The 23221-nt window shown below is 69.1% G+C and carries 28 protein-coding genes; 13 read left to right on the forward strand and 15 right to left on the reverse strand.

All coding sequences use genetic code 11. From position 1 onward, the window contains the following. Window positions 1–14: 14 nt before the first annotated feature. Window positions 15–1103, forward strand: a complete 1089-nt coding sequence (locus tag DY023_RS02215) for a 3-deoxy-7-phosphoheptulonate synthase (RefSeq protein ID WP_116240718.1) — start codon at window positions 15–17, stop codon at window positions 1101–1103. Here DY023_RS02215 and DY023_RS18170 read toward each other — a convergent pair. The 3 genes from DY023_RS18170 to DY023_RS02225 are packed head-to-tail and all read right to left on the reverse strand — an operon-like array spanning window position 1084 to window position 5373. Further along, window positions 1084–1926, reverse strand: a complete 843-nt coding sequence (locus DY023_RS18170) for a bifunctional lysylphosphatidylglycerol flippase/synthetase MprF (RefSeq protein ID WP_245958545.1) — start codon at window positions 1924–1926, stop codon at window positions 1084–1086. The two genes, DY023_RS02215 and DY023_RS18170, sit on opposite strands and share 20 nt — an antisense overlap. Beyond that, the gene (locus tag DY023_RS18175; protein ID WP_245958546.1) at window positions 1919–3166 is read right to left on the reverse strand and encodes a DUF2156 domain-containing protein; all 1248 of its coding nucleotides are present in this window, start codon (window positions 3164–3166) and stop codon (window positions 1919–1921) included. The genes DY023_RS18170 and DY023_RS18175 overlap by 8 nt, the downstream gene beginning before the upstream one ends. Continuing rightward, window positions 3163–5373: a winged helix-turn-helix domain-containing protein gene (locus DY023_RS02225; protein ID WP_116240719.1), complete on the reverse strand. Its 2211-nt coding sequence runs from the start codon at window positions 5371–5373 to the stop codon at window positions 3163–3165. The genes DY023_RS18175 and DY023_RS02225 overlap by 4 nt, the downstream gene beginning before the upstream one ends. Before the next feature lie 128 nt (window positions 5374–5501). On the opposite strand from DY023_RS02225, the gene DY023_RS02230 reads away from it, so the two are divergent. Together DY023_RS02230 and DY023_RS02235 are read left to right on the forward strand one after the other, a co-directional pair. Then, a complete protein-coding gene (locus tag DY023_RS02230; RefSeq protein ID WP_245958547.1) occupies window positions 5502–6362 on the forward strand; it encodes a CPBP family intramembrane glutamic endopeptidase in 861 nt (286 codons plus the stop codon). 75 nt (window positions 6363–6437) lie between these two features. After that, a complete protein-coding gene (locus DY023_RS02235) occupies window positions 6438–7268 on the forward strand; it encodes an isocitrate lyase/PEP mutase family protein (protein ID WP_116240720.1) in 831 nt (276 codons plus the stop codon). Window positions 7269–7423: 155 nt separating this feature from the next. On the opposite strand, the gene DY023_RS17865 is transcribed toward DY023_RS02235, so the two are convergent. After that, window positions 7424–9082 (reverse strand): HNH endonuclease signature motif containing protein, encoded by a 1659-nt coding sequence (locus tag DY023_RS17865; protein ID WP_181905689.1) that lies wholly within the window; start codon window positions 9080–9082, stop codon window positions 7424–7426. Between the two features lie 156 nt (window positions 9083–9238). On the opposite strand from DY023_RS17865, the gene DY023_RS02245 reads away from it, so the two are divergent. From DY023_RS02245 to DY023_RS02260, 4 genes are all read left to right on the forward strand, one after another. After that, window positions 9239–9745, forward strand: coding sequence for an O-acetyl-ADP-ribose deacetylase (locus DY023_RS02245; RefSeq protein ID WP_116240721.1), 507 nt, complete (start codon window positions 9239–9241; stop codon window positions 9743–9745). A gap of 59 nt (window positions 9746–9804) precedes the next feature. Then, complete coding sequence (locus DY023_RS02250; RefSeq protein ID WP_116240722.1) at window positions 9805–10194, forward strand: DUF5684 domain-containing protein; 390 nt, start codon at window positions 9805–9807, stop codon at window positions 10192–10194. Between the two features lie 153 nt (window positions 10195–10347). Continuing rightward, a complete protein-coding gene (locus tag DY023_RS02255; protein ID WP_245958548.1) occupies window positions 10348–11412 on the forward strand; it encodes an iron-containing redox enzyme family protein in 1065 nt (354 codons plus the stop codon). After that, a complete protein-coding gene (locus tag DY023_RS02260; protein WP_245958549.1) occupies window positions 11409–11600 on the forward strand; it encodes a CDGSH iron-sulfur domain-containing protein in 192 nt (63 codons plus the stop codon). Before DY023_RS02255 ends, DY023_RS02260 begins: the two co-directional genes overlap by 4 nt. Window positions 11601–11610: 10 nt before the next feature. Here DY023_RS02260 and DY023_RS02265 read toward each other — a convergent pair whose 3' ends face one another. Further along, on the reverse strand, window positions 11611–12990 hold the full coding sequence (locus DY023_RS02265) for an MFS transporter (RefSeq protein ID WP_116240725.1): 1380 nt from the start codon (window positions 12988–12990) through the stop codon (window positions 11611–11613). A gap of 124 nt (window positions 12991–13114) precedes the next feature. Between DY023_RS02265 and DY023_RS02270 the strand changes: the two genes are divergently transcribed. Genes DY023_RS02270 through DY023_RS02285 form a run of 4 tightly spaced genes read left to right on the forward strand, consistent with a single transcriptional unit; the run spans window position 13115 to window position 15372 of the window. Next, a complete protein-coding gene (locus tag DY023_RS02270; RefSeq protein ID WP_116240726.1) occupies window positions 13115–13465 on the forward strand; it encodes a PadR family transcriptional regulator in 351 nt (116 codons plus the stop codon). Between the two features lies 1 nt (window position 13466). Further along, window positions 13467–13835 (forward strand): DUF1048 domain-containing protein, encoded by a 369-nt coding sequence (locus DY023_RS02275; protein ID WP_116240727.1) that lies wholly within the window; start codon window positions 13467–13469, stop codon window positions 13833–13835. After that, complete coding sequence (locus DY023_RS02280) at window positions 13832–14611, forward strand: ABC transporter ATP-binding protein (protein ID WP_116240728.1); 780 nt, start codon at window positions 13832–13834, stop codon at window positions 14609–14611. The genes DY023_RS02275 and DY023_RS02280 overlap by 4 nt, the downstream gene beginning before the upstream one ends. Continuing rightward, a complete protein-coding gene (locus DY023_RS02285) occupies window positions 14608–15372 on the forward strand; it encodes an ABC transporter permease (protein WP_116240729.1) in 765 nt (254 codons plus the stop codon). The genes DY023_RS02280 and DY023_RS02285 overlap by 4 nt, the downstream gene beginning before the upstream one ends. 147 nt (window positions 15373–15519) lie before the next feature. Here DY023_RS02285 and DY023_RS18180 read toward each other — a convergent pair whose 3' ends face one another. After that, on the reverse strand, window positions 15520–15807 hold the full coding sequence (locus DY023_RS18180; RefSeq protein ID WP_245958550.1) for a hypothetical protein: 288 nt from the start codon (window positions 15805–15807) through the stop codon (window positions 15520–15522). Here DY023_RS18180 and DY023_RS18185 point away from each other — a divergent pair. Beyond that, a complete protein-coding gene (locus DY023_RS18185; RefSeq protein WP_484192425.1) occupies window positions 15704–15973 on the forward strand; it encodes a four-helix bundle copper-binding protein in 270 nt (89 codons plus the stop codon). The genes DY023_RS18180 and DY023_RS18185 overlap by 104 nt on opposite strands. An 18-nt stretch (window positions 15974–15991) precedes the next feature. Here the strand turns inward: DY023_RS18185 and DY023_RS02295 are convergent, their stop codons facing one another. From DY023_RS02295 to DY023_RS02320, 6 genes are all read right to left on the reverse strand, one after another. Next, window positions 15992–16339, reverse strand: coding sequence for a hypothetical protein (locus tag DY023_RS02295; RefSeq protein WP_116240731.1), 348 nt, complete (start codon window positions 16337–16339; stop codon window positions 15992–15994). Window positions 16340–16428: 89 nt separating this feature from the next. After that, window positions 16429–16734 carry a hypothetical protein gene (locus DY023_RS02300; RefSeq protein WP_116240732.1) on the reverse strand — a complete coding sequence of 102 codons (306 nt, stop codon included), beginning with the start codon at window positions 16732–16734 and terminating at the stop codon, window positions 16429–16431. Between the two features lie 11 nt (window positions 16735–16745). Next, window positions 16746–17225 (reverse strand): hypothetical protein, encoded by a 480-nt coding sequence (locus DY023_RS17870; RefSeq protein WP_181905690.1) that lies wholly within the window; start codon window positions 17223–17225, stop codon window positions 16746–16748. Then, the gene (locus DY023_RS02310) at window positions 17222–18025 is read right to left on the reverse strand and encodes a prolipoprotein diacylglyceryl transferase (RefSeq protein WP_116240733.1); all 804 of its coding nucleotides are present in this window, start codon (window positions 18023–18025) and stop codon (window positions 17222–17224) included. Before DY023_RS02310 ends, DY023_RS17870 begins: the two co-directional genes overlap by 4 nt. Window position 18026: 1 nt before the next feature. Then, entirely contained in the window at window positions 18027–18359 is a 333-nt protein-coding gene (locus DY023_RS02315; RefSeq protein WP_116240734.1) for a hypothetical protein, read from the reverse strand. Next, the gene (locus DY023_RS02320) at window positions 18356–19987 is read right to left on the reverse strand and encodes a radical SAM protein (RefSeq protein ID WP_245958552.1); all 1632 of its coding nucleotides are present in this window, start codon (window positions 19985–19987) and stop codon (window positions 18356–18358) included. Before DY023_RS02320 ends, DY023_RS02315 begins: the two co-directional genes overlap by 4 nt. A 168-nt stretch (window positions 19988–20155) precedes the next feature. Between DY023_RS02320 and DY023_RS02325 the strand changes: the two genes are divergently transcribed. Next, window positions 20156–20638 carry an FBP domain-containing protein gene (locus tag DY023_RS02325; RefSeq protein ID WP_116240736.1) on the forward strand — a complete coding sequence of 161 codons (483 nt, stop codon included), beginning with the start codon at window positions 20156–20158 and terminating at the stop codon, window positions 20636–20638. Window positions 20639–20660: 22 nt separating this feature from the next. Here the strand turns inward: DY023_RS02325 and DY023_RS02330 are convergent, their stop codons facing one another. The 3 genes from DY023_RS02330 to DY023_RS02340 all read right to left on the reverse strand — a co-directional run bounded on the left by DY023_RS02330 (window position 20661) and on the right by DY023_RS02340 (window position 23220). Continuing rightward, window positions 20661–20930, reverse strand: coding sequence for a response regulator (locus DY023_RS02330; protein WP_116240737.1), 270 nt, complete (start codon window positions 20928–20930; stop codon window positions 20661–20663). Between the two features lie 130 nt (window positions 20931–21060). Next, window positions 21061–21885 carry a PaaX family transcriptional regulator gene (locus tag DY023_RS02335; protein ID WP_245958553.1) on the reverse strand — a complete coding sequence of 275 codons (825 nt, stop codon included), beginning with the start codon at window positions 21883–21885 and terminating at the stop codon, window positions 21061–21063. Window positions 21886–21951: 66 nt separating this feature from the next. Further along, on the reverse strand, window positions 21952–23220 hold the full coding sequence (locus DY023_RS02340) for a kynureninase (RefSeq protein WP_116240739.1): 1269 nt from the start codon (window positions 23218–23220) through the stop codon (window positions 21952–21954). Between the last annotated feature and the right edge of the window lies 1 nt (window position 23221).

The raw sequence follows: 23221 nt of genomic DNA on the forward strand, positions 1-23221 counted from the left end.
ACAGGACAGGACCCATGCACACTCTCGACGCCACCTCCGATCTGCACGTCTCCGGATTCACCACCATCCCGACGCCGGCAGAGGTGCTGACCGAGCATCCGCTCGACGACGATGCGTCCGCGCTCGTCGCCCGCACGCGCGACGAGGTGCGGGCGATCATGGCGGGTGAGGACGACCGCCTGCTCGTCGTGGTGGGGCCGTGCTCGATCCACGACCCGGATGCCGGGCTGGAGTACGCCTCCCGGCTGGTGCCCGAGGCCGAGCGGCTGGGCGGCGACCTGCTGATCGTGATGCGCACCTACTTCGAGAAGCCGCGCACCACGATCGGCTGGAAGGGACTCATCAACGACCCGCACCTCGACGGCAGTCACGACATCGCAACCGGGCTGCGGATGGCACGCGGCTTCCTGCGCGACGTCGTCGCGCTGGGCATGCCGTGCGCGACGGAGTTCCTCGAGATGATCAGCCCGCAGTACATCGCCGACCTGGTGACCTGGGGCGCCATCGGCGCGCGCACCACGGAGAGCCAGCTGCACCGCCAGCTCGCGTCGGGGCTCTCGATGCCGATCGGCTTCAAGAACGGCACGGACGGAGGGCTGCAGGTGGCGCTGGACGCCGCGGTCGCGGCATCCGCTCCGCAGGCGTTCCTCGGGATCGACGCCGACGGGCGGGCGAGCCTCGTGTCGACGACAGGCAATCCCGACACCTCGGTGATCCTGCGCGGTGGCGCGGACGGTCCGAATTACGCGGCCGATCACATCGAGCGCGCCGCACAGCGGCTGTCGGCGGCGGGCGCATGCGACCGGCTGATCGTCGACGCGAGCCACGGCAACAGCGGCAAGGACCACCTGCGTCAGGCCGTGGTCGTGAGCGAGCTCGCAGAGCAGATCGCGGCCGGCGGCCGGGCGATCGCCGGTGTGATGATGGAGAGCAACCTCATCGCCGGTGCGCAGAAGCTCGACGTGTCAGCGGGGCCGGCGGGACTGGTGCGCGGTCAGAGCGTGACGGATGCCTGCATGGCGTGGGACACCACCGCCCTGGTGCTCGAGCAGCTCGCGGAGGGGGTGCGCGGGCGGCGGTCCGTCAGTCCTCGTCCCGCTTGACGAGATCCAGCCCTGCCGCCGCGTACTGCCGCAGCGTCGCACCGGGCAGGAACGCCTGCGTGAGGGCGACGCCGATGCGGGGCAGGTCGGCGGCCTCGCGATAGAGCAGGTGCAGCGTCTCGTACCGGGGGTGGAACTTCTCCTTGAAGCGGTGCAGCGACGTGAAGCCGTACACCGGCTCGAGCAGGTCGGAGAGGCGGGTGCTGAGCGCGGCGATGGCACCCGCCTCCGGAGGGTACTCGTGCGTCAGAGGAGCGCCGGACAGCGAGACGATCTCCGCCCCCTCGTCGCGGAACGTCGCCGCCGACATGCCGATCAGGTACTCCATAACCGGCGGGAAGCCGCCGGGCCGGCGGCGCATGAGGTCCAGGGTCCAGCCGCGCACGACTCCGCCGGGGCCGTAGACCGGCAGCCAGGACAGGAACCCGTCCACATCGCCGTTCCCGGCGGTGGCGATCGCGACGCGCACGTGCGGGTCCTCCGCCTCGGCGAGTGTGCCGAGCGTGAAGCGCATCTCGGGCAGATCCTTGTCGCCGACCCAGAGCTGCGAGATCGCCTGCAGCTGCGCGCGCACGCCCCAGCGTGCGTCGACCAGCCGGGAGACGGTGAAGGTCACGCCCTCGCGCTGCGCGCGATTCGTCGCCGTGCGGATCGCACCCCAGCGCTTGCCGGTGAACTCCAGGCCGGGCAGGTCGACGATCGTGTCGTCCGCGACGACCAGGCTCCGCCAGCCCTCCGGCACGGCGGCGAGGGTGGCGTCGCCGGCGCTGAAGAAGCACGGCGTCGTGCCGGCGCGTTCGGCGCGCTCGATGAACTCAGTCACGGCTGTCGCGCGGTCGGGACAGTTCCCCGATCGGATCGGCGAGTGCCAGTGCGACGCCGTTGTGCCGCTGGTAGGCGACGATCCCGCCTGCCGTGCGCAGGTACTCGTTCGGCTCCCAGGTCGTCATCCACGACAGCGTCCCGCCGCCGTGCTGCTGCAGCGCTGCGATCACGTCGTCGCGGGTGGGTGCAGTGCCCCCGCCGAGCGGCGGCCGACGCCGCCAGCGGAAGGCGCGACGTTCGATCAGCAGCATGATCAGGAACAGCGTCCAGAGGACGCCGGTGGCCAGCGCCATCCGGGCGTTGAAGCCGAGATCCTCGAGCTCCCGTTCCGAGGACATCATCACCAACAGCAGGATCAGGGCGCCGAGCAGTACATTCAGCCCGGTGTAGAGCAGCGAGAGCAGCCACGCCCACCGCCGACCTCGACGCAGCCCGTTGAGCACGATCAGGGTGATCGCCAGATCGATCAGCGTGCTCCAGTGCAGGGTCTCCGCGGGGACGGTGTCGCCGAAGGGCCCCGAGGTGGGCACGTAGTCGACGATCGTCGAGATCACGATCAGCACGATCAGCGCCCAGAACGCGAGCAGCCGCTGCTCGCGCACCGTCGCGCGGCGCAGGGTCAGTGAGCGGTCGACGGCCAGCACCAGCACGACCGCGGCCGCGTGCTCGAGGTCGGCGATGTCGCCCCAGAACAGCAGCGCGATGAAGACGTAGGTCAGCAGCGTGAGCCATGCGCGGTTGCGCCACGGAGAGGGCAGCACGCCGACCGCGAGGGCGATGCAGGCGAGAAGCCCGCCGCTGGGCCCGACATCCAGCGACGCAGCCTGATGCTGCACCCATGGCCAGGCCGGAGTGACAACCGAGAGCAGCCAGAGCAGACCCGCGGTAGCGAGGATGGCGAACAGCTGCCCACCCGCGAACCAGGCCAGCGTCACGCGCCAGCCGCGATGCCACTCCAGGTAGGCGACGCCGAGCAGGCAGGCGACGAGCAGCAGATACCCCAACGGCTGCGCTGCCAGGAAGGTTCCAGTGAGCGGAGTCCACCAGCGGCCGGCCTGGAACGCCGGCAAGCCATAGGCCAGGTCGTCCCAGAGCGGGCTGTCCTGGAACGGGGCCCACAGGGCACCCGTCGCGATCCCCGCGGAGAGCAGGGCGGCGAGGATCAGCAGGGTGACGGGCAGACGACGCAGGATGCTGCGCGGTGGCGTCGACGCACGGGCGATCGTCTCATCGTTCATGCCACCCGCTCCGTCTCTCCGCTTTCGGCGAGGATGAGTCCGGCCCGGCGGGCCGCGGCGACGGCATCCGCTCTGCTGGTCACGTCGAGCTTGCGATGGATCGACTTTATGTGAGTGCGCGCGGTGTTGACGGAGATGAACAGCTCTGAGGCGATCTCGGCGGCACTCAGCGCGGTGGGCAGCAGCGTCAGCACCTCCAGCTCCCGCCGGCTCAGTCCCTCCTGCAAGCGAGTCGGTGCCGGCGCGGTGCCGGTCTGCGCGCGCAGTGCGGCGATCCGCTCTGGCAACGCGCCGGCATCCGTGGCGCCGGCGATGACGTGGTCGGCCTGGTTCAGGGCGACCGTCGCGCGATCGGGGTGCCCGAGCGCGAGGTCTGCGCGCGCCACCTCGATGAGCAGATGAGGGACGACGAGCACGGAGTCATCGTGCTGGGCGGCGACCTCTAGCGCCCGTACGGCGGTCGCCCGCCCAGCGGCCGGGCTGCCGCTGTCGATCTGGAAGCGAGCCAGAGCCTGCTCGGCCGGCAGGTAGACATGGTCCATGCCGATCGCGAAGGCCTTCCGCGCGGCGGCGCATCGCTCGATCGCGGTCGCAGCGCCGTCGAGATCGCCGAGCTCGAGCAGGCACAGCGCTCGGTAGGCGGGCACGAACAGCTGGAGCGGGCGGGCGAGCGGCTGCATCTCCTCCACCGTGTCCAGCTCTCGCAGCGCCGCCGCGCTCTCGCCGGCGAGATGCAGCATCGTCGCCAGTCGGGTGCGCACGATCGCCGCGAACGGCGATGACGGGTCGTGCCCGGCGAGAAATCGGTCGGCGGCGCGGCGCGCGTCGCCGACGTCGTCATAGCAGGCGGAGGCATGGATGAAGTCCTCGACCTCGTCCCAGTCCCGGAACGGGGCGACGGTGCGCGCGCCGGCTGAGAGGCGGCCGCGGGAGAGCGCACGGTCGCGCCGAGCCCGATCGCCTCCGGTCGCGGTGGCCCAGGCCTCCCAGAACGCCAGGCGCGGATCCTCGCCGAGAGCGGATGCCGGGATGCGGTCCAGCCAACTCAGCCCGAGCTCCTGCCGGGGGACGAGGAAGGTGGCGTGCACGTTGAAGAGCACGTCGGCGATCGACTCGTAGTCCTCGGCCCCGAGCAGGTGGTGCACCGTGGAGGCGATGTCCTGGTGCTCCGCGAACCAGCCGGCAGCGCGCCGGTGCAGCGCCCTTCGGCCTGCGGGATCCGCTCGGCCCAACTCCGCGAGCAGCTGTTCCCGCACGAGGTGGTGCATGCGCCACCAGCGTCCGTCGTCGTCCAGAGCCGCGATCAGGCCCGTGCGGGTCGCAACATCCATGGCCACGGTCCAGGCTCGGTCATCCTGCAGCACGGCCGAGAGCACCTCAGCGGTGAACCGCTCGAACACGGCGAGTTGACGCAGCAGCTCCCCGTCGTCCGGGTCGCCGCCGGCGAGGCCCTCGCCGATCAGCGCTCCGATGCCGGTCGGATCATCGGGGCTCTGAGAGACGACACGGGCCGGAGCCAGTCCGCGCGAGATCGCCGCCCCGATGAGGGACACGGCGGCCGGCCAGCCGCCGGTGATGTCGTGCACGAAGGCCGGATCGACGGGTTCGGGGCCGGCGGCGGCGCGCAGCAGTTCCGCCGTCTGGGCCGGCGTCAGGCGCAGCTGCTCCACCTGCAGGTCGGCGACCTCGCCGCGGGCGCGGAGCCGCTGAAGGGCGGGCAGCTCCAGCGGCACTCGAGCGACCAGCACGATGACCAGGTTCTCGGGCATCCGTCCGAGGAACCAGTCCAGGCTTGCGATGGTGTCCTCTCGTGCGACCAGATGGGCGTCGTCCAGCACGAGTGTCCACTGTTCCGGCGAGGCGTCGATCGCATCGATCAGGGGCACGATGATCGAACGGCGCACAGCGCCGGCATCCGATGCATTCACGGCGAGTTCGTCGCCGGCCCTTGAGCGTGCGACCGCAGCGGCGATCGCGCCCCACAGCCCCGCCGGGTCGTTGTCGTCGGCGTCGAGGCTCACCCAGATCCGGCCGCGTTCGGGCGTGGCCTGGAGCCACTGCGAGACGACCGTGGTCTTGCCGTATCCGGCCGGGGCGCGGACGACGGCGACGCGAAGGGAAGCGCCGCGCAGCATCCCGAAGACGTCGTCGCGGATGATCGGATGCGGACCGGAGATCGGCGGGCGGAACTTGGTCGATGGGTACATGTGCGTCTCATTCTGGCGGACGGAATCACCTAGGTGAATGGAGGCGTCCCCCGGGCGATCCGCGCGGACGGGTGCGCTCTGGAGCGGTACTCTTTCGACGCTGAATCCATGGAACGCCGAGGAGAATCGTGTCCGATATCACCACCACCGAGAACGGCTGGCGCAGGTTCTGGAACAAGGGTGCCTGGTGGAAGGCGCTGATCCTGGTTCTCGTCTACGTCGCGATCTACCAGCTCATGCCGGCGCTGTGGGTGGGGGCGACGGAATCCGCGACGGCGGACGGCATGTTCTCCTCGGCGGCGAGCGTCCTCTTCGGGCTCGGGCTCCCCGTCATCGTCGGCTCGCTGCTGCTGCTCGCCTTCGCCTGGTCTGTCGGCTGGTTGCCCAAGCCGCTGTTCACCAGGCAACCGGTGCCCGGTCGCTGGTGGATGTGGATCGCCGTGGTGCTGGTCGCGCTCCCCATCCTGCTGCGGCTGTTCGGCATCGACTATTCGGCGTACTCGGCGGGCACCATCGTCATGACCTTCGTGACCGGGCTGTTCATCGGTCTGTCGGAAGAGCTGCTCACGCGCGGTCTGGTCGTCGAGATCATGCGCCGGGCGGGACATCGGGAGTGGGCCGTGGCAGCGGTGTCCGCCCTGTTCTTCGCCCTGCTGCACTCCGGCAACCTGCTGTCCGGGCAGTCGATCGTGACGGTCGGCGGCACCCTTGTCTACACCTTCGCCTTCGGCGTGCTGATGTACCTGATCATGCGCGTGACGGGGAACCTCATCTGGGCGGTGGTCCTGCACGGACTCACCGATCCGACGACCTTCCTCGCCACTGGAGGCATCGATGTCGAGGGAACCCGCACCAATACGCTGCTCACGCTCGCAGGGCCGGTGACGACGCTGCTGATCATCGCCGGCTTCGTGCTGCTGATCTTCATCCGTGGACGGGCGTATCCGGAACTCGCGAAGACTGCGGAGGCGCAGCCGACGGCGGGCTGATCCGCGCAACCCCTTGACGGCGCGCACGCCGGGCCCCTCAATAGACGTGGGGGAGGCAACCGACTGGGGGCCTCTATGGACTTTCTCGACGACGACGGAGGAACGGCGACGCGGAGCCGGGCGCTTCTCGCGCTGCACGAGGGGCGGGGATTCCTGATCCCGAACGCGTGGAACGCCGGATCCGCACGCATTCTGGAACAGGTGGGATTCCCGGCGATCGCCACCACCAGCGCGGGCATCGCCTGGTCGTGCGGAATGCCCGACGGGGGACCGATCGGTCCCGACGCGATGTTCGAGAACCTCGCGTCGATCGTCGGTGCCGTCGCTGTTCCGGTCTCGGCCGACCTCGAGGCCGGATACGGCGAGACACCGGAGGATGTCGGGTTCACCGTCGCGCGCGCCGCCGAGATGGGCCTCGCCGGTGGCAATCTCGAAGACGCGGTCGGGGGGAACCTGCTGGAAGCCGGGGTCGCGGCAGAACGCATCGCCGCGGCACGCGCCGCAGCGCCGGAGGGGACGTTCGTGCTCAACGCCCGAACGGACACGTACTTCTCCTCGTTCGACGGGGACTGCTTCGCCGAGACGATCCGCCGGGCATCGCGCTACATCGATGCCGGTGCGGACTGCATCTTCGTGCCCGGCGTGCGCGACGCCGAGACGATCCGTCGGCTGGCCGCCGAGATCCCCGTCCCGCTGAACATGGTCGCGGGCCTCACCGCGCCCGTACTCGACGCGCCGACGCTGTTCTCGCTCGGGGTGAAGCGCGTGAGCGTCGGCGGCAGCATCGCCAGGGTCGCGTTCAGCGCCGTCGAGAGGGCCGCGACGGAACTGTTCGAGACCGGCACGCTGGGATTCCTCGACGGAGCGGCGACCTACGCCGACCTGCAGCGAAGGTTCAGCGGGTGACGAGTGCTTCTCCACCGACACGAGCAAGAACTCCGTATCCCGGAGTGGACGGAACGCCGTCCGGGTCACGGCCCTGCACAGGCTGACGGCCGGACATCGCCGGCAGCCGGCGTACCGAGGCGCCGAAGCGGAAAGAGCGTGGGAGAACAGCGTACTCAGACGAACATGACGCGTCGCGGTGCGGGGGCGGTGTAGTCGCGGCCGTCCGGGGCGGTCCAGAAGACGGCGCCGGTGCCGGAGTCGATGCAGGCGGTCCACCGGAACTGCTCGGGCACGGAGGGGTGCTTGAGCTGGTGGTGGGCGGGGCAGAAATGTCCCAGGTTGTCGATGTGCGTGGGCCCGCCGAGCGCATGGTCCCGGTTGTGGTCGATCTCACAGGCGGCGGCGGGTCTGCGGCAGCCGGGGAAACGACAGTGCTGGTCCCTGGCGCGCAGGAACGCGCGCATGCCGTCGGTCGGGGAGTAGGCATCGGTCTCGACGACCATGCCGGTGGGGTCCAGGAACAGCCGGGACCACCCGGAACCTCGGGATGCGAGGTCGCGGGCGATGTCGGGGTGGACAGGCCCGACTCCGTCGATGAACGCCATGTTGTCGTCGGCGCCGGTGAGGGTGGTGGCGGCGATGGTGACCTGGATGCGTGCGGTGATATTGTCCAGCCCGGTGCCGGACAGCCCGGTGGGGTCAGCACCCAGGAGCAGGTCGGTGAACAGGTCGGCTCGGATCTGGTCCAGCGTGCGCCCGCCGGGCCGGCCGCCCTCGTCCTGCCGGTTCAGCTCGGCCAGGACCGTATCCCAGCGGGCCTGGATCTCCTCAGCCCGTTCCGGGTCGGCCTGGTACCAGTCGTTCTCGTCGTCTGTGTGGCCGAAGAATGCACGGGATGCGGCGGCGACACCGGTGCCGGCGGCTACTTCCTCGGCGAGGAACGCTTCGATGCGGGCGAGGAACTCCTCCACGGTGTCGGGGTCCACGGGCGGCTGGTCCATCCACTCCGCCCCCCGGCGGTCCCGGGCAGCAGATTCTTCGTCCGCGCTGTCCGCGTCGGCTGCGGTGTCGTCTGCCAGGCCGGTTCCCGCGGCATCCGATCGTGGGGCCTTGCCGGCGCGCTCTGTGTGTGCGGCCTTCGCAGCACGTTCTGCCGCCGCGTTCTCGATCTGTTCAGCCTTCTCGGCGCGGAGGATCTCGCGGACGAGCTGGTCGAGACGGTCGCGGATCGCGAACGCGAGGTGCTCGGGCAGAATCGCGGTCAGTCGTGCGAGGCCGTCTTCGATGGACACGATCGTCACGCACCGTTCCGATCGTGCCCTGCGGTGTCGTTCCTGGACGGTTTCGCCGAGCAGGGCGGTGAGCACCTGTCGGGCGTGGATACCGGTCTTGGCGGGGGAGTCCTGTTCGGCGACCACGAGCACGGCTGCGTCGAACAGTGCCGCAACAACGGGGTCGACGGCCCCGTTGTTGATGGCCTCATCGACCGTCCGGCCGACCCGGGTGATCTCCCGGGCATGGGCGGCGCTGATCCGCCCATGCCGCAGTGCGTCGTGTACGGCCGGGTGCAGTCCGGTCAGCGCCCTCGCAGTGTCGAACGCCGTCTCCACAGTCCCGGTCGCCAGGCGCCCTGCGGCGGTGTACTGCGCGATCATGGACCGGCGGATCGAATCTCGCGCCAGTTGATGCTCCAGCACATCCCGCTCGAACAGCACTTCCCGGGCCGCGAGCAGGTCGGCCGCCTCGGCCTCCAGCCGGGCGATCTGCTCGCGGCATGCGGTCCAGGCATCGAGAAGAGCATCCTGCTCTTCGAATCTCGACATCTGTTCCATGCATCTACCTTAGAACAAAGATATGAACGAGACAAGACCTGATCTCACCCTTTTCTGAGAGTATCCGGGGTGCCGACAGCGAAACCGCATCCCGATTCCGGCTCGCACGCCGAAGGTGGCTGGCGCGCGAGCGACCGCCGGTACGACACTGAACGCATGTCAGATCTCCTCGCCGTCCTCGGCGACATCACCGCTCAGCGCGTCGACGTGATCGTGAACGCGGCGAACAATGCGATGCGCGGTGGGGGAGGCGTCGACGGCGCCATCCACCGCGCCGGCGGTCCGGCGATCCTGCAGGACTGCATCGCCCGATTCCCGAACGGGCTCGCGACGGGCGATGCCGGCTGGACGACGGCCGGCGACCTGCCGGCCCAATGGGTGGTGCACACGGTCGGGCCGAACTGGAACGCCGGGCAGCGCGAGCGCTCGCTGCTGCAGTCCTGCTACCGGCGGGCACTCGAGGTCGCCGACGAACTCGGTGCTCGCAGCATCGCGTTCCCGCTCATCAGCGCCGGCGTCTACGGATGGCCGCGTGAGGACGCGATCGCGGTCGCGATCGACACGATTCTCGGCACGCAGACGCGGGTCGCAGATGCTCGGATCGTGGCATTCGACGAGACCGCGCACCGGCAGGTGCAGCAGGCCCTCATGGCGCGGCGGTGAGCGGAAGGCGCGCGTTCAGGTTGTTCTCAGATTCCCCCACGGCACCCTATGCTCTCCCTATGACTTTCTTCTCGGACATGGAGCCGATCAATCAGGGCGTCAGCGCCGGTGTCGGCGTCGTCGGCGTGATCTTCGGGCTCATCTACTGGGTCGCGATGATCGCGGCCTACTGGAAGACCTTCACCAAGGCGGGATACCCGGGCTGGCTGGCGATCATCCCGATCGTGAACTTCTTCGTGCTGGTCAAGGTCGCGGGCCTGTCGGCGTGGTTCGGGCTGCTCTTCTTCATCCCGGTCGCGAACCTCGTGCTCGCGATCATCGTGGCGTTCCGCAACGGCCGGGCGTTCGGCCACGGCGGCGCGTTCTCGTTCTTCCTCCTGTTCCTGCTCAACCCGATCGGCTACTTCATCACCGGTTTCAGCAACGACACGTACACCAAGCCGGTCTGAATCGCAGACGGGCTCTGAAGGCCGGCGCATCCGCAGGGATGCGCCGGCCTTTGTCGTCGGCGCACGTACCCGCGCCCGGTGCGCTCGTCAAGCCCCGTGCGTGGCGCACCCGGCCGGGCGATGATCGGACATCGACGAACCGAGGAGGACCAGGTGACCGTACTCTCCGACATCCCTGTGACGACGATCCCGATCAGCGCACGCGGCCCGCTCAGCCTGCTTGTGCTCGACCGTCTCTTCGTCGGCGGCGAGGAGCCGGCCGCGGAGGATGAGGGCCTCGTGCTCGCGCAGGGCGTCGTTTCGGCCGGCCGGGACCTCGTGCACGATGACGACGTGCAGCTGTCGCTGTTCCTGCTCTACGCCTCGCACTACGGATCCCTTCGCGGGATGGACGCCGACAGGGAGTGGGACGGTGAGCTCCTCGGCATCCGCCGTGTGCTGGAGGACGCCTTCGAGGCCAAGCTGCGCGCCCGGGTCGTCGTACCGGAAGCGCCGGAGCCGAGCGCGGCCGCCGTCGCGGAGGCGCTGTTCGCGCTGACCGGCGAAGACGGCGGCCCCGGCCTGGCTCGGTTCATCGCCAGGAAGGCGGATGTCGCGCAGGTGCGCGAGTTCCTCGTGCACCGTTCGATCTACACGCTGCGCGAGGCCGACCCGCACAGCTGGGCCATCCCGCGGCTGACGGGCAGGGCCAAGGCCGCGCTCGTCGAGATCCAGTCCGACGAGTACGGCGGCGGACGACCGGAGCGCGTGCACGCCGAGCTGTTCGCCAGAGCCCTGCGCGGCGCCGGCCTGGACGACCGCTACGGCGCATACGTCGACAGCGTCCCCGCTGTCACGCTGGCGTCGATGAACACGATGTCGCTGTTCGGCCTGAATCGACGGCTGCTGGGTGCGATCGTCGGCCACCTCGCGGCGTTCGAGATGACGTCATCGATCCCCAGCCGGTTCTACTCCCAGGGCCTGAGCCGTCTCGGCTTCGGCCCCGAGGTCGCCGACTACTACGACGAGCACGTCGAGGCGGATGCGGTGCACGAGCAGATCGCCGGGCACGATCTGGCCGGGGCGCTTGCCGAAGACCGACCGGAGCTGCTGCCGGACATCCTCTTCGGGGCCGCCGCCTGCCTCGCGGCGGACGGCTGGATCGCCGAACGGATCCTCGGATGCTGGGAGGCCGGAGTCTCGTCGCTCCGCGGTGGCGCAGAGAGGGACATGTCGTGAATCCGACGACCATCACGCCGTATCCGAACGGTCCGCTGCTCGTGCGCGGCGCGTTCGCGCTGCAGGACGAGGACGGCGAGCCGGTACCCCGTCACCGTCGCACCATCGCGCTGTGCCGCTGCGGGCTCTCATCGATCAAGCCGCTCTGCGACGGGACCCACAAAGCGGCGGGCTTCCGCACGGACTGACGCCGCGCTGTCAGACGTCGGCCTCCGCGGCAGCCGCTTCGGCAGGAATCCGGCGGATGCCGATCCACGACACGATGCCACCGGCGGCCATGAGACCAGCAGTGACCAGCGCCGCGCTGTGGAAGCCGTTCAGGTCGAGCATGCCTCCGACGATCGTCGAGATCATCGCGACCACCAGCAGGCCGGCGACTCGCGAGACCGCGTTGTTCACCGCCGAGGCGATGCCGCTGCGGCTCTCGTCGATCGAGCCGAGGATCGCGGCGGTGAGCGGCGCGACGGTCAGCGACAGGCCGAGACCCATCACGATCATCGACGGCAGCACCTGCCACCAGTAGTTGAACTCGATCGCCACGGTGAGCAGCAGCAGGGCGCCGCAGCCCATCAGGATGGGACCTGCGGTCATGAAGATCCTCGGGCCGTACTTTCCGGCCAGGGCGCCGGCGCGCGAGCTGAGCAGGATCATGAGGATGGTGACCGGCATGTTGGCCAATCCGGCGGCTGTGGCGCTGAGGCCGGCGCCCTGCTGCAGGTAGACGACGACGACGAATCCGTTCAGCGACAGCGCGGCGTACACGAACAGGGTCGCGAGGTTGCCCCAGCCGAAGTTGCGCACCCGGAACATGTCCAGCGGCATCATCGGCGCGGTGACCCTGGCCTGCCGGACGAGGAACGCGATCAGCAGGGCCGCGCCCGCGACGGCGGGGATCCAGATCGCGGGAGAGCCCCAGCCCAGGCGAGGCTGCTCGATCAGGGCGAACACGAGCGCCCCGAGTCCTGCCGCGCAGAGGACGCCGCTGGCCCAGTCCACGACAGCGCCGCGCGGATGCTCCGGCAGCTTCAGCCTCGACAGCAGCACGAGGGTGATCGCGATCGGCAGAACATTGATGAGGAACACCATCCGCCAGGAGAGGAAGTCGACGAACAGACCGCCGAGCAGGGGGCCCACAAGCTGGGCGGCGGTGGTGAACGCCGTCCACACGCCGATCGCCCTGGCCTGGATCTCACCGCGCATGGTCGCCGTGATGAGCGCGAGCGAGCTCGGCACCAGCAGGGCGCCGGCGGCGCCCTGACCGGCCCTGGCCACGATGAGCATGAGCGGATCGACCGACGCGGCCACGGCGACGGACGCGATGCCGAACGCGATCAGTCCGATCCGCATGATCAGCACCCGGCCGTACGCGTCCGACAGGGAGCCCGCCAGCAGGATCAGGGCACTGAGCGTGATCAGGTAGGCGTCGACCACCCACTGCTGGGTGGTGATGCCGCCGCCGAGCTCGTCGCTGATCGCGGGCAGGGCGACGTTCACGACGGTGCCGTCGAGGAACGTCACGAACGAGGCGAGCACGGCGATCGTGACGACCAGTCGCTGAGTGCCGGTGAGGGAGGCCACGGCCCGACCTTACGCCCGTCCACGGACTCTCAGAAGAAGATCAGTATTCGGTGTTGCTAAGTACTAGTACTCAGTGTTACTTTGTACTGGTAGTCAGTAACACCGAGTACTGAAGGGAGTTCCGATGGGCAAGCAGGAGACCGAGATGCTCAAGGGCGTCCTGGAAGGCGTCGTCCTCGCGGTCCTCGCGAAGCGCCCCGCCTACGGATACGAGATCACCGCCTCGCTGCGGGATCGCGGATTCGCCGACATCGCCGAGGGCACCGTGTACGCGGTGCTGGTGCGGATCGAGCAGCGGGGCATGGTCGACGTCGAGAAGGTGCCGTCCGAGAAGGGGCCGCCGCGCAAGGTCTACACGCTCAACGCGCAGGGCCGGCAGAGCCTCGAAGAGTTCTGGAGGACGTGGAGCTTCCTCGCAGACCGACTCACCCAGCTCCACACCGAAGACATCAATGCAGAGAACGAAGGAGCCTGACATGGCCGCGAAGTGGATCGAAGTCATCACCGGATCGCTCGAGCAGAAGAAGCAGTACAAGCAGGACAAGGCCCGCATCGAGGGGCTGCCGGAGCCGTACCGCGCATCGGCGCTCGCGATGCACCGCTACCTCATGTACGCCGGCGGAGTCACCGACGGCGACACCCTCACGCAGATGTTCACCGACATGGCCGACCTCTGGGAGGCGGCCGCAGCCGACGGCACCCCGGTGCGCGACATCGTGGGCGCCGACCCGATCGACTTCGCCGAGACGTTCGCCAAGGCGTACGGCGGCAAGGAGTGGATCGACAAGGAGCGCAGCCGCTTCACGAAGACGATCGACGATGCAGAGAAGGAGCAGCGATCATGACCACCGCCATCGAGGTGCGGGGCATCCGGAAGTCCTTCAAGGATCTCGAGGTGCTCCGCGGCGTCGACTTCGACGTCGCCCCCGGCAGTATCTTCGCCCTGCTCGGCTCCAACGGAGCCGGCAAGACGACGCTGGTGCGGATCCTCTCGACGCTGCTGAAGGCGGATGCCGGCACGGCATCCGTGCAGGGGCACGATGTGGCATCCGCACCGGGCGACGTGCGCGAGTCGATCAGCCTCACCGGGCAGTTCGCCGCGGTCGACGAGGTGCTCACGGGACGGGAGAACCTCATCCTGGTCGCCAAGCTGCGCCATCTGAAGAATCCCGGCGCGATCGCGGACGACATGCTCGCCCGGTTCTCGCTGACGGATGCCGGCGGCCGCAAGGCCGGCGAGTACTCCGGCGGCATGCGGCGCCGGCTCGACATCGCGATGAGCCTGATCGGCAACCCGCCGATCATCTTCCTCGACGAGCCGACCACGGGTCTCGATCCGCAGGCCCGCATCGAGGTCTGGCAGACCGTGCGGCAGCTCGCGCAGAACGGCACCACGGTGCTGCTGACCACGCAGTACCTCGACGAGGCCGAGCAGCTCGCCGACCGGATCGCGATCCTGCACGAGGGAACGATCATCCAGAACGGCACGCTCGCCGAGCTGAAGGCCCTGCTGCCGCAGGCCACGGTCGAGTACGTCGAGAAGCAGCCCACCCTCGAGGAGGTCTTCCTCGCCCTGGTCGGCCCTTCGTCAAGCTCAGGAACCGAGAGGAACGCATCATGACCACGCACGTCCTGGCCGACACCGGCACGCTCACCGGGCGCTCGCTGAAGCACATCCTGCGCAGCCCCGACACGATCATCACCACGGCGGTCACGCCGATCGCGCTGATGCTGCTGTTCGTCTACGTGCTCGGCGGCGCCATCAACACCGGCACCGACGAGTCGTACATCAACTACATGCTCCCGGGCATCCTGCTGATCACGATCGCCTCCGGCATCGCCTACACGGCGTACCGGCTGTTCCTCGACATGCAGGGCGGCATCTTCGAGAGGTTCCAGTCCATGCCGATCGCGCGCTCCAGCGTGCTGTGGGCACATGTGCTCACCTCGCTGGTGTCGAACATCATCTCGGTGGCGCTCGTGATCGGCGTCGCATTCATCATGGGCTTCCGCACCGGGGCGTCCTTCGGGGCGTGGCTCGGAGTCGCGGGCATCCTCGTGCTGTTCACCCTGGCGCTGACCTGGCTGGCCGTGATCGCGGGCCTGTCGGCGAAGACCGTGGACGGGGCGAGTGCGTTCAGCTATCCGCTGATCTTCCTGCCGTTCATCAGCTCGGCGTTCGTGCCGACCGACACGATGCCTGGTCCGGTGGCCTGGTTCGCCGAGAACCAGCCCGTGACCTCGATCGTGAACTCGATCCGTGCGCTGTTCGCCGGGCAGCCGGTGGGGTCTGACATCTGGATCGCACTGGCATGGCTGGTGGGCATTCTCGTGGTCGCCTACGCGATCGCCGTGTCGATCTACAAGAAGAAGCTGCGCTGACCCGCGCTGCGCAGCTCGCTCGGCGTTCGCGCTGCAGAGCCCGCGCCGTTCCGGTCGCGATCGAGCACAGTACGAGCGCTCGGGACTGTGCTCGATCGCGACCGGAATCGACCATCGACGCAGACGCACGAGCGGCGTACCCTGGCGTCAGGCGGACGAGTCGCCCGCCGATTCCGAACAGAAGGGTGCGGGCGAGATGGACTCGATGATGATGGACATGATGTCCAAGGACATGAAGATGGCCGACATGGACATGATGATGGACATGTCCGTGATGCAGGCCTGTATGGATGCCTGTTCCGCCTGCGAACAGGCCTGCACGGTCTGTTCGATGCAGATGATGGACTGCGCTCCGGCGTGCATGAACTGCGCCGACATGTGCAACACGATGATGCGCGGAATGATGCGGATGCAGGGCATGACATCGCCGGTCATGATGGCGATGCTGGACGCCTGCATCGCGATGTGCCAGTACTGCATGGACAAGTGCATGGAGCACGCGAACCACAGCGAGGTCTGCAAGATGTGCGCTCAGGCGTGCAAGGCCTGCATGGACGCGTGCATGGCCATGCGCGAGTCGATGATGATGGCGGCGTCCTGACGAGGATGCCGCAAACGCTCAGACCACCGCGACGTTGAACTGGACGCGGCCGTAGGCGAGCACGCCGTAATCGAGGTGCATGGCGACGGGGCTGCCCGCGGGTGCTTCGAGTGCGGCGCCGCCGGCGTTCCAGATCACGTGCCGGTCGCCGTCGAGCGTGCGCAGCGACAGGATGCCGGAGTCTGTGTCGGCGGCCTCGACGATCGCGTCAGTCCACCCCAGCGGCGTCGCCGATGCCATGCGCGCCTGGATGAGGTGCAGGGCGTGCCCCGGCGCGAAGGAGGAGCAGGCGAATCCGTGGTCGCACATGCACGCCGCACGCTCACGCACCTCGAGGGGCGAAAGGCGGGTGTGCTGGCTGGTCACGGTGATTCTCCTGACGATCGGTTTCACCGAGAGTACGTCCGCGACCTGGAACTGGCCATCAGGGATGAAATGCGGCGCAACAAAGTCGGTCAGAGTCCGCCGAATCCTCCGATCAGCCCGATGCACGGGCCGATCACGATGATCCAGGCCGCGGCCGCGACGATGGTCATTCCCGCCCCGATGCGCCTGGTCCGCGGGACGATGAGCAGCGCCACCGAAAGGATCAGGACCAGCACGAACGGCCACACGAACTTCACCGCACCCCAGGTGTACGGCAGCAGCGAGCCCGTCGCCATGAACAGCAGGAAGCCGAGCACGTGCGCTCCGCATCCGATTCCGACACCCGCTCCGATGCCGGGACCGGACTTCTCCGGTGGACGTGGCGCGTCTGACATGCGCAGGCCGCTCAGTATCCGCCGAACAGCCCGAAGCACGGGCCGATGATGATGATGCCGAACGCGGCGACGCCGATGAAGAACAGCGCGGCGAGGGAGCCGCAGGTGATGCCGAGGATCTTGCCGGTGCTGCTCGGTGCCGGCGGCGGTCCCGGCTGCGGGTACCCGGGCGGGTAGGCGGCCGGCTCCGGCGGCGCCGGGTACCCCGGCTGGCCGTACGGGTACCCTGGCTGGCCGCCCGGAGCGCCGGGCGGCGTCGGGTATCCCGGCTGTCCGTAGGGCGGATTCGGCTGCGGGGGAGCCGGTTGCGGAGAAGCGGGGTCGCCGGACGGCGGCGGGAACGCGCTCGGGTCCGGGCCGGACGGTGCGGGCGGCGCCGGCTCCGGTGGAGGCAACGCGGGTCCTGCCGGGGGCTGCACCTCCCACGAGGGCTGCGGCGGGTCCGGCGGCTGCGCCGGCGGCTGGTTCGAGGGATCCTCAGGCGTGCTCATACGGGCACCGTCCTCTCCACTGAAGGCGCCGGGGTGCGGAATCGCCCGCGGCGCAGCATCCAGATGATCCGCGCCGCGAGCAGCGGGATCGTGACCAGCAGGAACAGCTGGGGTCTGGTCAGCCCCATCCAGGCGACGTCGTTGCCGCGCACGAACTCGACGAGGAAGCGGAACACCGCGTACCCGGCGATGTAGATCGTGAGCGTCTCGCCGGCGGCGATCGGCCGGTGCCGCAGCCAGAACCAGAGCACCGCGAACGCGGCAGCCTGGAACACGATCTCGTACACGAAACTCGGATGCAGCGGCACGCCGGCCACCGAGCCGGTGCGTGCGGCGGCCTCCGCATCGAGCACGATGCCCCAGTCGCCGCCGGTCGGCGTGCCGGGATTCTCCGTGAGCAGGCATCCGATCCGCCCGATCACCATCGCGAGCGCGAAGGCGGGCGCGAACAGGTCGCCGGTGCGATCGGGGTACTTCACGATCTTCTTCGCGACGTGCACGCCGAGCCAGGCTCCGACCATTGCCGAGAGCACCGAGGCGTTGCCGCGCAGCAGCTGCTCGCCGAGGCTGAGGTTCTTCGCCGGGTCGAGGTGCTGCGCCCAGGTGCCGAGGCGCGACATCACCGCTGCTCCGACCATCGCGCCCATCACGAGGTAGATCAGACGCGGATCGGTCACGCCGCGGCGGCGACGCTCCACCAGGAAGACCACCCCGGCGGCGACCATGCCGAGCGCGACGAACACCGAGTGCGTGCCCAGCGGGGGCAGCCACGGCGCGATGTCCTGCAGCGTCGGGAACACGTCAGCCTCCCAGCATCCGCATCCAGAGCATGACCCAGAACGGGATCGCGACAGCCGCGGCGACAGCGATCACGGACAGGTAGGCGAGCACCAGCCGGGTGTCGCCGAGCTTGCAGCGCGACCGCAGCAGCCCGCCGCGTCGCGCCTTCGCGTAGCCGGCGATCGCGATCAGCGCGAAGGCCAGCACGGCGATCGGACCGAGGATGCACGAGATCAGTGCGATCGTCGTGAAGACGCACAGCCGCAGCGGGTCGTACGGCTTCGCGTCCGGCACGGACGGATCGCGCTGATTCAGCTTGTGGGTTGCTGAGCCTGTCGAAGCGTCGTGCGTCATGACGTCACCACCGGCAGTCGCGTGCGCCGGCCCGTCTCACGCACGTCTGGCGTCGACGCCGCCGGCCGCCCGGTCGCCGTGGAGATCCTGGTGCGGCTCAGCGGCGCCCACGCCTGCAGCGCGCAGAACGGCGCGCACTGATGCGCATCCGTCTGCTCGTTGACGGTCGCCACGTGAACACAGCACTGCGTGAGGCGCTCCTCGATCATCGTGTTGATGTCCATGAACGGCTTCACCGTGATGCGCAGCACGCGGTCGGCGAGCATCGCCCGCATCCGCTTGTGCTGACCGGGCAGCTTCGATGCGGCAAGCGTCGCGAGGGTGCCGACGCCGAGATCGCAATTCACGCAGATGTCGCGCCAGATGTCGCCCATCGACGGATGCGACAGCGACGACTGCTCGCTGAGCAGGTCGAGCAGCGAGTTCTTCACGACATCGCGGATGGCCTTGTTGACGTTCGAGTCCGCGATGCGGTTGGCGAGGAGGTCGGGGTTCAGGTCGAGGAACTCCTTCAGGCGTTCGTGGCCGATCAGGCCGACCAGCGACTTCCAGTCGCCGGAGTCGTCCTTGAGGAAGTAGCCCACCGAGCAGCAGTGCGGATGGCTGCACGGCAGCGCCGTGAGGTCGCGCCAGGTGATGTCGCCGTCGGTCTGCGGGCCGAGGCGGGCGAGCACGCCGGTGTGGGTGAGCCGGTCGTCCGGATCGATGCCGGCCGAGCGTCCCGACCCGAACACGGGCTGGATCGTCACTCCGCCGACATAAGGCGTCGCCTGCGCCCGGCGGATCACCGCGCCGATCTCGTGGTCGTTCACGCCGAGGGTCGCGGTCATCGTGAGGGTGGTGAAGACGCCGGCCTCCGACAGCCGCTCCAGCGCCCGCTCCTTGAACCGGCGTATGTCGGCGCCGCGATGGAACGCGACGGACGAGGCCTCCTCGCCGTCGTACTGCAGGTAGACCTCGACGCGCTCGCGATGCTTCTTCAGGAACGCGACGAACTCGTCGTCGTTCGCGATCCGCAGGCCGTTCGAGTTCAGCAGGATGCGCACGATCGGCCGGGCCACGAGGTGCTCGATCAGCTGCTCCAGCCACGGGTACAGCGTCGGCTCGCCGCCGGAGAGCATCAGCACGTCGATACGGTCGTTCTCGCGGCCGAGTTTCGCATCGACGGATGCCAGCACTTCTGCCAGCGGGGCCACGGCGGCCATCGCCGGGCTCGACTCCGCGAAGCAGGTCGGGCACTTCAGGTTGCAGTGGTCGGTGATGTCCTCGAGCAGGATGCAGGTGTGCTGCGTCTGCATCTCGGGCAGACCGTCCTCGTACGCCTGGGGGACCGGCTTGAAGTTGCCGGCGGTGTCTGGCGTGTGGACCTTGGTCGGCGCCGTCCACTGCTCGAGGTACCGCAGGATCTCGGCGTTCTCGTCGTACATCGTCGAGATCAGGCCGTGCTCGGGGCACCCACGCTCCAGCCACACCGTGCCGTCCCTGTCGGCCAGCCAGCCCGACAGCCGCTGCACCTCGGAGAGCGGCTGATCCGGCTTCTCCTCGTGGCACCGCGGGCAGAACGCGTTCACATAGCGATGCACGCGGTAGTCCCGCAGCGGCATCCCGGTTCCGGCAGGCGGCGTCATGGGATCACCCTAGCGGCGAGGAGGTAGACTCGCCGGGTGCATCTTCTGAAGGTGGCTGTCGGCGCGTCACGCGCCGGCGGCAGAGGCTGACGACCGGCCGGTGGCGGAACTCCCGTCACCGGTGATCCATCGCATCCTCATCCACCCTTTCTGACAGAAGGCACTTTCATGCTTCCCCTCGACGAGCGCGCCGTTCGCGCCTCCTTCCTCAACGCCTCCCGCAAAGAGGCCGCATCGCTCACTCTGCCCGCCGACTTCGACGAGATCGACTTCGCGGATCTGGACTACCTCGGCTGGTTCGATCCGAAGATGCCCAAGCGGGCGTACGTGATCACGGAGATCGATGACCGTCCCGTCGGCGTGCTGCTGCAGCGCGCCGAGCAGCGAGTCGTGCGTCGCGCCCAGTGCTCCTGGTGCGACGACGTCACGCTCCGCAACGACGTGCAGTTCTTCTCGGCGCGCAAGGTCGGCGCCGCCGGCCGCAACGGCGACACGATCGGTACTCTCCTGTGCGAGAACTTCGGATGCTCGGCGAACGTGCGCCGGCTGCCTCCGCTCGCCTACGAGGGCTACGATCGCGAACTCGCGCGCGACCTGCGGATGCTGCGCCTCCGCGAGCACGTCGCGGCGTTCATCGCCGAGCTCGGCTGAGGCTGCGATCCTCTGCCCGGGCTCAGCGCGACAGCGCGAGCCTGGGCGGGGGTCCCTCGAGCCGCGCGATCGTGATCTTGACCTCAGTGAGTTCCTGAGTCAGGGCATCGATCCGGTTGTCGAGTTTGTCGACTCGGCTGTCGAGCTTGTCTATGCGGGCGTTGATCGAGGCCTCGAGCCTGTCGTCACCACGGTCGCTGCGCTGGATCATCCAGGCGAAGCCGCTGAACATGCCGATCACCATCGTCACGCCGACCGAGAGGGTGGCGACGAGCTCAGGGGACATGTACATACCTCTCATTCTGCACCTCGAAGGCGGGGCGCGTCAGCGAGCGTACTCATCGCCCGAGAGGACGGACCTTGCGATTCACGGCATCGGTGGACAGAAGACGAAGGCTGGTCGTTGTGAGTGGAGAGTCGTGTCAGGCGGCCGTCGCCCGGACATGCTCCCACGCCGGCGCGGCGAGGCGCTCGGACAGCCCGGCGAACGCGGCGAAACTGCGGTCGCCGGGCCAGTCCGACGGCAGCAGCTCGGCCGCGAGCCCCGGATCGACGTAGGGCAGCACCCTCCAGCTGTCGATCAGGCGCACGTAAGCGGCGAACGGCTCGGCGGGCAGCGACGCCACGGAATCCTGGAAGCGCAGGTGCTCCGCGCGCAGGGCGTCCAGGTCCCACCAGGCCGCGACGGCGACCGGCAGGGGTGACGCGGGCCGGGGGTCCTCGGTTCGGAAGAGCGTCGCGTACTCCCTGACGCCCAGCTCGTCGAGCAGCAGCCCGACCTCGTCGTCCAGGAAGCCGGGGACGATCCACAGCCCGGGAGCCACCGAGCCCGCGCCGATGAACTGCAGCCGACGGCGAAGCTGGTGGCGCAGGTCGCGCCGCGCCTCGGGGATCGTCGCCGACACCAGGCACCATGGGTCGCCGGCCTGCATCCTGCGCACCTCGAAGATCCGCCGGTCGCCGCGCTCCAGCATCCGGATCGCCGCCGGATTCAGTCGGTATCCGCCGTCCTCGGCGAGGAGCAGGCCCTTCTGCTTCAGCCGGGTGATGGCGGTGCGGGCGGGGCCGGCGGGGATGCCGAGGTCGCCCGCGAGTCGCACCAGCTCGGCCGACGGGACACCCTCTTCGAGCCGGCGCAGGTACAGCCCCACCGTGGTGCGCAGCAGAGAGGTGGTGCTGCCGGGACGCGCATCGATGTCGTCGAGCACGGCTTCATCGGCGCCCCCGCTGGTCGTCGGCGCCCCCACGGGGGGACGTGATTCAGCGGGGGCGCCGGCGACGGGAGGGGGCGTCGACACCATGGTGCGGCTCACTCAGCGGCCGGCGAGCAGCGCGTCGCGGACCGCGACGACACCGCGCAGGGTCTCCTCGTGCGACGTGCTCAGCGGCGACAGGCCGAGGCGGATGCCGTCGGGGAAGCGGAAGTCGGGGATCACGCCCTGCCCCCACAGCTCCTGCGTCACGCGCTGGAACGACGGATGCCCGATGGTGATGTGCCCGCCGCGGCCCGCGGCATCCCGCGTGCTCAGCAGCCGTACGTCCAGCGGGGCGAGCAGTTCATCGTAGGCGCGCACCGCGAAGTCGGTGAGCGAGATCGACTTCGCCCGCACCGCGCCGATGCCGGCCTCGTCGATGAGGTCGAGCATTCCCTGCATCCCGAGCATCGACATCACCGGCGGCGTGCCGCTGAGCAGTTGGCGGATGCCGGGGACCGGTGCGTACTCCGGACCCATCGCGAAGATGTCGGCGGCGCTCCACCAGCCGTGGATCGGCTGCCGGATCGAATCCTGCAGCTCACTGCGCACGTAGCCGAAGGCGGGGGATCCCGGCCCGCCGTTCAGGTATTTGTAGGTGCAGCCGACCGCGAGGTCGACGCCCCAGTCATCCAGCTGCATCGGCACGACGCCGACCGAGTGGCACAGATCCCAGAGCATCAGCGCGCCGGCGTCGTGCGCGGCCGCGGTGATGGAGGCCATGTCGGCCAGCGCGCCGGAGCGGTAGTCGACGTGGCTGAGCACGACCAGCGCGGTGCGTTCGCCCACGACCGCGCGCATGTCGTCCACGCTCACGCCGGTGATCTCATCGGGTTCCACCCAGCGCAGTGTCGCGCCGACCTCTTCGGCGATGCCCGCCGCGATGAAGCGGTCGGTGGGGAAGTTGCCCGCCTCGATGACGATCTCGTCTCGCCCGGGGCGCGCGGCGACGGCCGCCCGGATGAGCTTGTAGAGCATGACGCTGGTCGAGTCGGCGACCACGGTCTGCCCCGCGGCGGCACCGAGGGCCACCGAGGCGATGCGGTCGCCGAGGCGCATCGGCAGCTCCATCCACTGCTCGTCCCAGGAGCGGATCAGGCGGGTGCCCCAGTCGTCGCGGATGAACTGCGCGACCTTCTCGGGCATGTCCGCGAGCGGCCGCCCGAGAGAGTTGCCGTCGAGGTAGGCGGTTACGCCCGGTGCCTCGGCGAAGGCGGACAGGTGGCGAGCGAGCGGGTCGGCGGCATCGAGCCGGGCGGCCTCGGAGGCGAGGTCGGGGCTCAGGATGCCGGCGACGCGGCGGTGCTCGTCTTCGGGGGATTCGGTCATG

The sequence above is a fragment of the Microbacterium bovistercoris genome, from assembly GCF_003387575.1.
GTDB lineage: Bacteria > Actinomycetota > Actinomycetes > Actinomycetales > Microbacteriaceae > Microbacterium > Microbacterium bovistercoris.